We start from the raw sequence: 11,404 nt of genomic DNA, 5'->3' as shown, positions 1-11,404 counted from the left end.
CGTCGACGAAGTGGAACGGCGCCCCGGGGTCCCAGCCGTCCGGTGCGGGCCGGTGCGTCACGACGACCACGTGGTCGATCCCGCTCGGGGGCGTCCCTCCCCAGCCGTCCGTCATGTCGAAGACCCGGCGGCCGGCGACAGTCACCCCGATCTGGTCCCAGTAGGCCCTGGTGTAGTCGTAGGACGTCTGCGACACCTTCAACGCGCCGCTCTAGTCCAGCGGCACGTCACCGCTGAGCAGCCAGTCGAACAGCGGTCCGGGCTGGTCGTCCTCGTCCGCGATGAAGCCGTCCACCGACACCGAGCTGTACATCACTACTTTGCCCATGGGTGCTCCTCTGCTTCCGCCCACAGTATCGCCGACGCCCCGCCCCGCGTACACCCCGCGTTGTGCAGAGCCTGCATTGCCGCTCTAGGGCTGCTCGGGCGTCAGCCGGTACCCCACCCCGCGCACCGTCTGGAACCACCGGGGGTTCCTGGGGTCTTCGCACAGCTTCCGCCGGATGTTCCCCATGTGGACCTCGATGGCCCGTTCGTCGGAATCGCTGATGTAGGTGGAGGCTCCGGGGGCCTCTCCCCGGACCACCTTGACCAGGTCGGCCTTCGTTCGAACGGCACCCCGGCCCAACAGCAGCGCGTGGAGGAGGTCGAACTCGCTGCGGGTCAGTGACAGCTCGGCGCCGTCAACGGAGACGGTCCGAGCATGGTGGTCAAGCACCAGCCCGTTGTGCCGCAGCACATTGATGGTGCTCGTCCGCACACTCCGGGCGCCCAAGGGGCCGGGAACGGGTCCGGTGGACTCACTGCCCATCAGGGGGACGCCGGCCGAACCGGAACGGGGCCTGCGCATCATCGCCGCGATGCGGGCCCGGAGCTCGCGTGGCCGGAACGGCTTGGTGAGGTAGTCATCGGCCCCCGATTGAAGGCCCATGAGGGCATCGAGTTCGTCGGCGCGCGAGGTCAGGATGACGACGTAACAGTCGCTGAAGGCCCGGACCCGGCGCAGCACCTCGTAACCGTCGATGTCCGGCAGGCCAAGGTCGACGGTGACGACGATCGGCTCCACCTCGCGGATCAGGCGGACGCCGTCGCGGCCCGTGGGCGCAGCATGGACCTCGAACCCTGATTGCCGCAGGACGGCGCTCAGCAGGTTCCGGACATCGTCGTCGTCCTCAATAACGACCGCCACCCCAGGATCGTTCATAACGCCTTCCGCCTTCAGTCCAGTTATGCGCCTCGCATTCGGGTCTTACCGCGGCCCACACCTCGCGGGACCCCCGCTGAATAGGACAATAGTAACCCTCGTCACTCCTGTACCAACAGGAGTCATAATGATGATTGATCCAACGACAGGGGAAAGTTGATTTACCTAAAGAATTCCACAATTCAGGGCACTACCGACGGGCTCTGCCGCCAGGTGTCGACCCATGCCTGACGCCGCACCGGGGGCCGTCCTCGCGCTCGTAAGCGCCGTCGCGGGCGGCCTCACGGCCTACCGGATGTTCCCGCTGGCCGAGCGGGATCCGCGGACCGTGCTTCCCGGCCGCTGGCGGTGGCCCGTCGCCGTCCTCACCGGCCTGTTCTGCGCCCTCGGCGCGCTCAAGGCCGAAACACCGACGGAGGTCCTGCTGTACCTCGTGCTGCCTGTCTTCGGGGTGCTGCTCGCGGCGATCGACCTGCGCTCCAAGCTCCTGCCGAACGCACTGCTGCTTCCGTTCCTCGCCGTCACGGGAATCGCTCTGCTGGTCGCGGCGGTCGAAGGCGGCTGGCGGCCGCTGGTCGGCGCACTGCTCGGCGGCGCCGTGATGTTCCTGTTCTACCTGCTGCTGGCCTTCATCTCCCCCGCCGGCATGGGAATGGGTGACGTAAAGCTCGCGGGAGTCCTCGGCCTCTACGGCGGCTACGTCGGCGTTGGGGCCTGGCTGGCGGCGCTGCTGGGCGGCTTCATTTTCGGGGGCCTGGCGGGAGTCGCGCTGTTGCTCTCGGGCCGCGGCACCCGCAACACCAGCTTCCCCTTCGGCCCCGGCATGATCCTGGCGGCCGTCCTGGCGGTACTGTTCCTCGATGGGAGCCCTGAGACTTCCTTGCCGGGCTAAGCCCCGCCAGCTGCTTCGCGTGGCTCCTCAGCGGCCCGCCGGGCGCGGGTCAGCTCCGCCCGCAGGCCAAGCTCCTCAACACCGGGGTAGGCCACTTCCTCAAGCACCAGCGGGTGCGGGGGCGCGAGCACGGAACGGGCGTCCTTCACCCGGGCGGCAAGGCGCTCGGCGATCCAGGCGACCGGCAGCTCGCTGCTTCCCACCCGCAGTGTTGAGCCGACGAGGGCCCTCACCATGTTGTGGCAGAACGCGTCGGCCTGGACGGTCACTTCGATCATCCCGTCGGCCCGACGCCGGTAGGCATAGCGCTGCAGTTCGCGCACCGTGGTGGCGCCCTTGCGCGGCTTGCAGAACGCCCGGAAGTCCTGGAGGCCGGTCAGCTGCGCGGCGCCGGCGTTGAGCAGCTCCACGTCCAGCTCCCCCGGGTACCAGAGCACCGTGCGGCGGGCGAGGGGGTCGCGTTCGACGCGGGCGTCGGCAATGGTGTAGCTGTAGCGGCGCCACAGCGCCGAGAAGCGGGCGTCGAAGCCCGCCGGCGCCAGGTCTGCCTTCTTTACGACGACGGCCGGGATGGAGTTCTTGATCGAGCGTCCCCGCCCGGTGAGCTGATCGGAGAGGACCCGGTTCACGGTGCCGCCCAGGCGCCGTGTCAGGGCCTCCCCCGGCGGCACGTCCTTCCCCCGGCCGATGCCGTGCCACTCCTCCGGCGTCAGGTCGACGTGGGCCACCTGGCCGCGGGCGTGGACGCCGGCGTCGGTGCGCCCGGCCACCGTGAGGCGGGCGGTGCGCCGCAGCAGCGTGAACAGGGCCTCCTCGAGCACCCCCTGTACGGTGACGTGGCCCGGCTGCAGGGCCCAGCCGGCGAAGGGCGCGCCGTCGTAGGCAATATCGAGCCGGACACGCAGAAGCCCGCCGGACCCCTCGGGTCCGGCGGGCAACTGATCATTCACGAACGTATTCAACCAGCTTCGGCGAAGTTACTTCTTGGCCTCGGGGGCTTCGGCGTCGTCGGACGCTGCAGCCTCTTCGGTGGAGGAAGCGGTGTCGGCGGGCTCTGCAGCCTCGGTCGACTCTTCGGTTGCGGCGGGTTCAGCGGTCTCGGTCGCCTCGACGGTCTCGGCGGACTCGACCGGCGCTGCGGTCTCCTCGGCCGGAGCGGCGGGGGCTGCCTTGGCCTGCTCGGCCTCGGCTACGACTGCCTGCTTGGCGGACAGCGGCTCCAGAACCAGCTCGATGACAGCCATGGGAGCGTTGTCGCCCTTGCGGTTGCCGATCTTGGTGATGCGGGTGTAGCCGCCCTCACGGTTGGCGACGGCCGGTGCGATCTCAGTGAAGAGCTCGTGGACGATGCTCTTGCTGCTGATAACGCCCAGGACGCGGCGGCGCGAGGCGAGGTCGCCCTTCTTGGCGAAGGTGACGAGACGCTCGGCGTAGGGGCGGAGCCGCTTCGCCTTGGTGACGGTGGTGGTGATGCGCTTGTGCTCGAACAGCGAGGCGGCCAGGTTGGCGAGCATCAGGCGTTCGTGCGCCGGACCGCCTCCGAGGCGTGGGCCCTTAGTGGGTGTGGGCATGGTTATTTCTCCTCATAGTGGACCTGACCGCCGCCGGGCGGCGGTCAGGCAGTTAGCGTATTAGAGCTCTTCGTCGCCGTAGGCGGCGTCGTCCTCTTCGATGGCAGCGGCGCGGGCGGCAAGGTCGAACCCGGGAGGGGAATCCTTCAGGGACAGACCGAGCTCAACGAGCTTCGCCTTGACCTCGTCGATGGACTTCGCGCCGAAGTTGCGGATGTCCATCAGGTCGGCCTCGGAGCGGGCAACGAGTTCACCCACGGAGTGGATGCCCTCACGCTTGAGGCAGTTGTAGGAGCGGACCGTCAGCTCGAGATCCTCGATCGGCAGCGCCATGTCGGCGGCCAGGGCCGCGTCCGTGGGCGAGGGGCCGATTTCGATGCCTTCGGCCGCGATGTTCAGTTCGCGGGCCAGCCCGAACAGCTCAACCAGGGTGGTACCTGCCGAAGCGACGGCGTCGCGGGGAGCGATGGCGTCCTTGGTTTCGACGTCGACGATCAGGCGGTCGAAGTCGGTGCGCTGCTCAACACGGGTCGCCTCGACGCGGAAGGTGACCTTCAGGACCGGCGAGTAGATGGAGTCGACCGGAATGCGGCCGATCTCCGAGTCGCCGGACTTGTTCTGGGAGGCCGAGACATAGCCGCGCCCGCGCTCGATGGTCAGCTCGAGCTCGAACTTGCCCTTCGAGTTCAGGGTGGCGATGTGCAGGTCGGGGTTGTGGAACTCCACACCGGCCGGCGGTGCGATGTCTGCTGCGGTGACGACGCCGGGGCCCTGCTTGCGCAGGTACGCCACGACGGGCTCGTCGTGCTCGGAGGACACCGCGAGGTTCTTGATGTTCAGGATGATCTCGGTGACATCTTCCTTGACACCGGGAACCGTCGTGAATTCGTGAAGCACTCCATCGATGCGGATGCTTGTGACAGCTGCACCGGGGATGGAGGACAGGAGGGTACGGCGGAGCGAGTTGCCGAGGGTGTAGCCGAAGCCAGGCTCGAGGGGCTCGATCACGAACCGCGAGCGGTTGTCGGCGACTACTTCTTCAGTCAGGGTGGGGCGCTGTGCAATAAGCACTTACATTTCCTTTCAGGGTGCATCCGCTATATGACGCAACACAAATGGTGGAAAGGGATAGCTAGTGAGCCGGCTCAAAAGCTTTGGATAACGGCACCGAACCGCCCTGCGGCAACCGAGGGCTGCTGCAAGGCGGTGCGGTGGCCGTAAAGCCGATTAGACGCGGCGGCGCTTCGGGGGGCGGCAGCCGTTGTGGGCGCTGGGGGTGACGTCCGAGATGGAGCCAACCTCCAGGCCGGTGGCCTGCAGCGAGCGAATTGCGGTTTCGCGTCCGGATCCCGGGCCCTTGACGAAGACGTCGACCTTGCGGACGCCGTGTTCCTGAGCGCGCTTCGCGGCGGCTTCAGCAGCCAGCTGCGCAGCGAACGGGGTGGACTTGCGTGAGCCCTTGAACCCAACCTCACCGGCGGAGGCCCAGGAGATGACTGCTCCGCTGGGGTCCGTGATCGAGACGATGGTGTTGTTGAAGGTGCTCTTGATGTGCGCCTGGCCGAGCGCGATATTCTTCTTATCCTTGCGACGCGGCTTGCGCACCGCTCCACGAGTCTTGGGGGGCATTACTTCTCCTACGAAGGTATTGGGTAAAGCATTGGGTCAGCTCGAAGTTCCAACCGGAGGTCCTACTTAGAGGGCCCCTGATGGCGAGGGTTCCCTGGCCGGGCGAGCTTTGCGAGCCCGGTTAGGGAGCCGTCAGGGAACTAGCGGCCGGCCTTCTTCTTGCCTGCGACGGTGCGCTTCGGGCCCTTGCGGGTACGAGCGTTGGTCTTCGTGCGCTGTCCACGCACGGGAAGGCCGCGGCGGTGCCGAATGCCTTCGTAGCTGCCGATTTCGACCTTGCGGCGGATGTCGGCTGCGACCTCGCGCCGGAGGTCACCCTCAACCTTGAAGTTTCCTTCAACGTAGTCGCGGAGCTGGACGAGCTCTGCATCGGTGAGGTCCTTCACGCGGGTGTTGGGGCTGATGCCCGTATCCGCGATCGTCTTCTCTGCACGGGTCTTGCCCACGCCGTAGATGTAAGTAAGCGCGATGACTACCCGCTTTTCGCGGGGGATGTCTACGCCAGCGAGACGTGCCATAGAGGCTGTTCTCCTTTGGTGATACCGGAGGTCTGAGCCAAAGCGTACCCGGAAGGTTTTCCGGTCCCCGGCCTCCGTGCCGGGGGTGTGCACTGCGCTGATGCGCGGTGCTGCTTTGCCTTAATGAACTGAACTACGCGTGGGGTCGACCTCTAGGAGGCTGATTAACCCTGGCGCTGCTTGTGGCGCGGGTTTTCGCAGATGACGAGAACGTTGCCCTTGCGGCGAACCACCTGGCACTTTTCACAGATCCGCTTCACGCTCGGGTTGACCTTCATGGTTTTCCTTCGAGTTGATTCTTATTTGTAGCGGTAGACAATACGGCCCCGGGTGAGGTCGTACGGGCTGAGTTCCACTACTACCCGGTCCTCAGGAAGGATTCGAATGTAGTGCTGGCGCATCTTTCCCGAGATGTGGGCGAGAACAATGTGACCGTTGGCCAACTCAACGCGGAACATCGCGTTGGGCAGCGCCTCGTTCACAGTGCCTTCAATCTCAATGACACCGTCTTTCTTGGCCATATCCTCCGCTAACGTCGATGCCCACCGCTTGCACGGTGGACGGGTTTGGGTTTTGATTGTCTGACCCCGGGGCGGCGACGGCTCGTGAGCCGGCGGGCCGCCCGGCCCGAAATGGGCACAAAAAGCAGAGACAACCAACAGACAACACTACGCCATGGGCGCGGAGAAGTTAAATCGGTGTCCTGCGGAAGCGGCCGGACGGGAGCTCAGGCGCGGACCGGAACCGGGACGACGCCGAGCGGTTCAAGCTTCGACGCTCCGCCGTCCTCGGCGCTGAGCACCCAGATGCCGCCGTCGTGGACGGCCACGGTGTGCTCCCACTGCGAGGCGCGCTTGCCGTCCGTGGTGACCACGGTCCAGTCGTCGTCGAGCACCTTCGTCTCGAGTCCCCCAAGGACGAGCATCGGCTCGATGGCCAGGCAGAGCCCGGGGCGGACCTTCGGCCCGCGGTGCGAGCTGCGGTAGTTCAGGACGTCGGGTTCCTGGTGCATCCGGGTGCCGATGCCGTGTCCCACGTAGTCCTCGAGGATGCCGAGCCGCGGGCCAGGGAGCTCCGAGACGTAGTCGTCGATGGCGGCCCCGATGTCGCCCACGTGCTTGGCGCCGGCGAGGGCGGCGATCCCCCGCCACATCGCCTCCTCGGTGACCTGCGACAGGCGCACGTCCTCCTCCCGCGGCGTCCCCACGATGGTGGTGCGTGCGGAGTCGGCGTGCCAGCCGTTCACGACGGCGCCGGCGTCGATGGAGATGATGTCCCCGTCCTGCAGCACGTAGTCCCCGGGGATGCCGTGGACCACCTCCTCGTTGACCGAGGTGCAGATGCTGGCGGGGAAGCCGTGGTAGCCCAGGAAGTTCGAGGTGGCCCCGGACTCCCGGAGCACCTCCTCGAACACCGCGTTCAGCTCGCGGGTGCTGACCCCCACCCGGGCAGCCGCGACGGCGGCGTCGAGTCCGCGGGACAGCACCAGGCCGGCCTCGCGCATACTCAGGATCTGGCGGGGCGTCTTGTATTCAATCTTGGGCTGGCGCAAAATGTCCGGCGGCCTAGCTGGCGACCTTGAGCGCGTTCATGACCCGCTCGGTGACCTCGTCGATGCTGCCGATCCCGTTCACCTGGGTGACGATGCCGCGCTCGGTGTACTGCGAGACGACCGGCGCGGTCTGCTCGTGGTACAGGCGCAGCCGGTGCCGGATGACGTCCTGGTTGTCGTCGCTGCGCCCGTCGAGGGCCGCACGGCCCAGCAGCCGGCGCACCAGCTCCTCGTCCTCGGCGGTGAGCTGAAGCACCACGTCGAGGCTCGAGGAGTTCTCGGCGAGGATGTCGTCGAGCTCGGCCACCTGGGCGGCCGTGCGCGGGTAGCCGTCGAGCAGGAAGCCGTCCTGCACGTCGTCGGCCTTCAGCCGGTCGCGCACCATGTTGTTGGTGACGCTGTCGGGCACGAAGTCCCCGGCGTCCATGTACTTCTTCGCCTCGACGCCCAGGGGCGTCTCGCGCTTGACGTTGTCGCGGAAGATGTCGCCGGTGGAGATGGCGACCACGCCGAGGCGCTCGGAGATGCGCGCTGCCTGCGTTCCCTTGCCCGAACCCGGAGGGCCGATAATCAGCATTCTTGTCATCGGAGGAGCCCTTCGTAGTTGCGCTGCTGGAGCTGCGCGTCGATCTGCTTTACGGTTTCCAGCCCCACGCCCACCATGATCAGGATCGACGTGCCGCCGAACGGGAAGTTCTGGTTGGCGCCGATCGCCACCAGGGCGATCAGCGGGATCAGGGCGACGAGGCCCAGGTAGATTGCGCCCGGCAGGGTGATGCGGGAGAGCACGTACTGCAGGTACTCCGCCGTGGGGCGGCCGGCCCGGATGCCCGGGATGAAGCCGCCGTACTTCTTCATGTTCTCGGAGACCTCGTCCGGGTTGAACGTGATCGCCACGTAGAAGTAAGTGAAGAACACGATCATGAAGAAGTACACCGCCATGTACAGCGGGTGGTCGCCGGTCGCGAGGTAGGTGGTGATCCAGTTGACCCACTCCGGCGGCGGCGTCTGGCCGTCCGAGGGGGTGTTGAACTGCGCGATCAGCGTCGGCAGGTACAGCATGGAGGACGCGAAGATCACGGGGATCACGCCGGCCATGTTGACCTTGATCGGGATGTAGGTGCTGCTGCCGCCGAGGGTGCGGCGCCCGATCATCCGCTTGGCGTACTGCACGGGGATACGGCGCTGGGACTGCTCGACGAAGATGACGAGCGCCACGACCACCACGCCCATGAGCATCACGCCCAGGAAGACCGTCCAGCCCTGGGTGCGCAGGATCTCGCCGAGGGAGGTGGGGAAGCTTGCCACGATGGCGGTGAAGATCAGCAGGGACATGCCGTTGCCGACACCCTTTTCGGTGATCAGTTCGCCCATCCACATGATGAGGCCGGTGCCCGCGGTGAGGGTGATGATCAGCAGGATGATCGTGAGCAGGGAGTCGTCCGGGATCAGCGGCACGGGGCAGTCGCCCAGCAGGGCCCCGGAGCGCGCGAGCGACACCAGCGTCGTCGCGTTGAGCAGGCCGAGGGCGATCGTGAGGTAGCGCGTGTACTGGGTCAGCCGTGACTGGCCCTGGGCGCCTTCCTCATGGAGTTCCTGGAAGCGGGGGATCACGACGCGCAGCAGCTGCGTGATGATGCTTGCGGTGATGTAGGGGGTGATGCCCAGGGCGAAGACCGATACCTGCAGCAGGGCACCGCCGCTGAAGAGGTTGACGAACTCGTAGAGGCCGCCCTGCGTGTTGCCAAGGCTCAGGCACTGCTGGACGTTGCCGTAGTCGACTCCGGGGGCCGGAATGAAGGCGCCGAGCCGGAAGATGGTGATGATGCCCAGCGTGAACAACAGCTTGCGCCGCAAGTCTGGCGTCCGGAATGCCCGGCCAATAGCGCTTAGCAAGCGTCCTCCTGAAGGTCTTGGATGTCCGAAGCGGACAGTACACAACAACCGAGTCTAACGGTCGAAGCCCGATGTCTTGGTACCGGGCGGTGATGAGCCGGCGCTTAAGCCGGAAAACTCCTGGTGGGCCGGATTGCACCGGCCCACCAAGAGTCTAGTTCCTGGCCGTGGTTGAACACAGCCGGATCACGAGCAGATCTGCCTAGAGCTGGCTGATTGAGCCGCCGGCGGCAGCGATCTTCTCGGCTGCGGTCGAGGAGAAGCGGTGAGCCTTCACATCGACTGCCACGGTGATGTCGCCGGTCCCCAGCACCTTCACGGGCTGGTTCTTGCGCACCGCACCCAGGGCGACGAGCGACTCGACGGTCACGTCGCCACCGTTGGGGTAGAGCTCCGAGATCTTGTCCAGGTTCACAACCTGGAACTCGACGCGGAACGGGTTCTTGAACCCGCGCAGCTTGGGCAGACGCATGTGCAGCGGCAGCTGGCCGCCTGCGAATCCTGCCTTCACCTGGTAGCGGGCTGCGGTTCCCTTGGTACCACGGCCTGCCGTCTTACCCTTCGAACCTTCACCACGGCCCACACGGGTCTTCTTGGTTTTGGCTCCGGGGGCCGGACGCAGGTGGTGGACCTTCAGAGCGTGAACGCGCTCCGTCTTTCCTTCGGCTACAGCCGTTGTCTTTTCCTCTGCCATTACTTGGCCTCCTCAACCTTCAAGAGGTGCGGAACCGTATTGACCATGCCGACGGTCACAGCATCGGCTTCACGGACCACGGTGTGGCCGATCCGCTTCAGTCCGAGGGACCGCAGGGTGTCGCGCTGGTTCTGCTTGCCGCCAATGGCGGACTTGATCTGAGTGATCTGCAGCTTCGCCGTGCTCACCTGCACGCGCTTGGGAGTGATCGCGGTCATTACGCACCTACCTTCTGTGCTGCGATGGCGCGGAGCATCTGGTGCGAGGCAACCTCGTCCAGGGGCAGGCCACGGCGGGCAGCCACGGCCTGGGGCTCTTCGAGCCTCTGCAGCGCGTCAACGGTCGCGTGAACGATGTTGATGGCGTTGGAGGAACCGAGGGACTTCGACAGGACGTCGTGGATCCCGGCGCACTCGAGGATCGCGCGGACCGGACCACCGGCGATAACACCGGTACCCGGGGACGCGGGACGAAGGAGCACGACGCCGGCAGCGGCCTCACCCTGCACCAGGTGCGGGATGGTTCCACCGATGCGCGGGACGCGGAACATCGTCTTCTTGGCTTCCTCGACGGCCTTCTGGATGGCCGAGGGAACTTCCTTGGCCTTTCCGTAGCCGACGCCGACCATGCCGTTGCCGTCGCCTACCACCACGAGGGCGGTGAAGCTGAAGCGGCGGCCGCCCTTGACGACCTTCGCGACGCGGTTGATGGTGACGACGCGCTCAATGAACTTGTCCTTGTCGTCACGGCCGCCGTCGCGCCCGTCGCGGCCACCACGGCCACCACGGTCGCTCTTGCCGCCACGCTCGCCGCCGCGCCCGCTTCCGCGGGAGCCACGGTCGCCTCGGCTGTCGGCCGATGCGGTCTCAGTCGAACCGGCAGCCGGGGCGTCGGTTGCTGGCTGCTCTGTAGCCGTATTCAATGGCGCTTCCTTTGCCTTGTTTTCTTCGGTCACAGTGACAGCCCACCTTCGCGTGCGCCGTCTGCGATGGCCGCGACACGGCCGTGGTACTTGTTACCGCCGCGGTCGAAAACGACAGCTTCGATACCGGCAGCCTTCGCGCGCTCGGCAACGAGCCCGCCAACACGCTTGGCCTTGGCGGTCTTGTCGCCGTCAAAGGCACGCAGGTCCGCTTCGAGCGTCGAAGCCGAAGCCACGGTGATGCCCTTGGTGTCGTCGACGACCTGCACGAATACGTGGCGGGCCGAACGGTTTACGACCAGGCGCGGACGGACCGCGGTCCCCGAGACGCGCTTGCGCACGCGCAGGTGGCGGCGTCCGCGGGAGGCGGACTTGCTCTTGGAGGAGCGCTTCTTATTGATGCTGATTGCCATGGTTACTTACCGGCCTTTCCGACCTTGCGGCGGATGATCTCGCCTGCATAGCGGATGCCCTTGCCCTTGTACGGGTCGGGCTTGCGCAGCTTGCGGATGTTTGCAGCGACCTC

At 66.3% G+C, this 11,404-nt stretch carries 16 protein-coding genes and 2 pseudogenes; 1 reads left to right on the top strand and 17 read right to left on the bottom strand.

Annotated features, from left to right (window positions below):
* Positions 1 to 328 (bottom strand): annotated as a pseudogene (locus tag QZX79_RS07410) (dihydrofolate reductase); the annotation flags it as partial.
* A gap of 84 nt (positions 329 to 412) precedes the next feature.
* Positions 413 to 1,204, bottom strand: a complete 792-nt coding sequence (locus QZX79_RS07405; protein ID WP_294566849.1) for a response regulator transcription factor — start codon at positions 1,202 to 1,204, stop codon at positions 413 to 415.
* Positions 1,205 to 1,427: 223 nt separating this feature from the next.
* On the opposite strand from QZX79_RS07405, the gene QZX79_RS07400 reads away from it, so the two are divergent.
* Positions 1,428 to 2,096, top strand: coding sequence for an A24 family peptidase (locus QZX79_RS07400; protein WP_294566846.1), 669 nt, complete (start codon positions 1,428 to 1,430; stop codon positions 2,094 to 2,096).
* Here the strand turns inward: QZX79_RS07400 and truA are convergent.
* From truA to rplF, 15 genes and pseudogenes are all read right to left on the bottom strand, one after another.
* The gene (gene truA / locus QZX79_RS07395) at positions 2,093 to 3,046 is read right to left on the bottom strand and encodes a tRNA pseudouridine(38-40) synthase TruA (protein ID WP_294566844.1); all 954 of its coding nucleotides are present in this window, start codon (positions 3,044 to 3,046) and stop codon (positions 2,093 to 2,095) included. The two genes, QZX79_RS07400 and truA, sit on opposite strands and share 4 nt — an antisense overlap.
* Positions 3,047 to 3,073: 27 nt before the next feature.
* Complete coding sequence (gene rplQ, locus QZX79_RS07390; protein ID WP_294566841.1) at positions 3,074 to 3,667, bottom strand: 50S ribosomal protein L17; 594 nt, start codon at positions 3,665 to 3,667, stop codon at positions 3,074 to 3,076.
* A 60-nt stretch (positions 3,668 to 3,727) separates the two neighbouring features.
* On the bottom strand, positions 3,728 to 4,738 hold the full coding sequence (locus QZX79_RS07385; RefSeq protein WP_120165531.1) for a DNA-directed RNA polymerase subunit alpha: 1,011 nt from the start codon (positions 4,736 to 4,738) through the stop codon (positions 3,728 to 3,730).
* Between the two features lie 156 nt (positions 4,739 to 4,894).
* Positions 4,895 to 5,296, bottom strand: a complete 402-nt coding sequence (gene rpsK, locus QZX79_RS07380; protein WP_120164773.1) for a 30S ribosomal protein S11 — start codon at positions 5,294 to 5,296, stop codon at positions 4,895 to 4,897.
* Between the two features lie 140 nt (positions 5,297 to 5,436).
* Positions 5,437 to 5,814, bottom strand: a complete 378-nt coding sequence (rpsM, locus tag QZX79_RS07375; protein ID WP_120164771.1) for a 30S ribosomal protein S13 — start codon at positions 5,812 to 5,814, stop codon at positions 5,437 to 5,439.
* 164 nt (positions 5,815 to 5,978) lie between these two features.
* A complete protein-coding gene (gene rpmJ, locus QZX79_RS07370; RefSeq protein WP_043440658.1) occupies positions 5,979 to 6,092 on the bottom strand; it encodes a 50S ribosomal protein L36 in 114 nt (37 codons plus the stop codon).
* Between the two features lie 21 nt (positions 6,093 to 6,113).
* Positions 6,114 to 6,335 carry a translation initiation factor IF-1 gene (infA, locus tag QZX79_RS07365; RefSeq protein ID WP_019481515.1) on the bottom strand — a complete coding sequence of 74 codons (222 nt, stop codon included), beginning with the start codon at positions 6,333 to 6,335 and terminating at the stop codon, positions 6,114 to 6,116.
* Positions 6,336 to 6,541: 206 nt separating this feature from the next.
* A complete protein-coding gene (gene map / locus QZX79_RS07360) occupies positions 6,542 to 7,369 on the bottom strand; it encodes a type I methionyl aminopeptidase (RefSeq protein WP_294566854.1) in 828 nt (275 codons plus the stop codon).
* Between the two features lie 10 nt (positions 7,370 to 7,379).
* The gene (locus tag QZX79_RS07355; RefSeq protein WP_294566821.1) at positions 7,380 to 7,952 is read right to left on the bottom strand and encodes an adenylate kinase; all 573 of its coding nucleotides are present in this window, start codon (positions 7,950 to 7,952) and stop codon (positions 7,380 to 7,382) included.
* A complete protein-coding gene (gene secY / locus QZX79_RS07350) occupies positions 7,949 to 9,262 on the bottom strand; it encodes a preprotein translocase subunit SecY (RefSeq protein ID WP_294566818.1) in 1,314 nt (437 codons plus the stop codon). Before secY ends, QZX79_RS07355 begins: the two co-directional genes overlap by 4 nt.
* A 202-nt stretch (positions 9,263 to 9,464) precedes the next feature.
* Entirely contained in the window at positions 9,465 to 9,956 is a 492-nt protein-coding gene (gene rplO, locus QZX79_RS07345; RefSeq protein WP_120164765.1) for a 50S ribosomal protein L15, read from the bottom strand.
* A complete protein-coding gene (gene rpmD, locus QZX79_RS07340) occupies positions 9,956 to 10,174 on the bottom strand; it encodes a 50S ribosomal protein L30 (protein ID WP_120164763.1) in 219 nt (72 codons plus the stop codon). Before rpmD ends, rplO begins: the two co-directional genes overlap by 1 nt.
* Positions 10,174 to 10,911: a 30S ribosomal protein S5 gene (gene rpsE, locus QZX79_RS07335; protein ID WP_120164761.1), complete on the bottom strand. Its 738-nt coding sequence runs from the start codon at positions 10,909 to 10,911 to the stop codon at positions 10,174 to 10,176. Before rpsE ends, rpmD begins: the two co-directional genes overlap by 1 nt.
* Entirely contained in the window at positions 10,908 to 11,291 is a 384-nt protein-coding gene (gene rplR / locus QZX79_RS07330) for a 50S ribosomal protein L18 (RefSeq protein WP_120164759.1), read from the bottom strand. The genes rpsE and rplR overlap by 4 nt, the downstream gene beginning before the upstream one ends.
* 2 nt (positions 11,292 to 11,293) lie before the next feature.
* A pseudogene (gene rplF / locus QZX79_RS07325) lies at positions 11,294 to 11,404 on the bottom strand (50S ribosomal protein L6); the annotation flags it as partial.

It is taken from the genome of uncultured Arthrobacter sp. (assembly GCF_902805515.1).
GTDB lineage: Bacteria > Actinomycetota > Actinomycetes > Actinomycetales > Micrococcaceae > Arthrobacter_D.
This window is presented reverse-complemented; position numbering and strand designations above follow the sequence as displayed.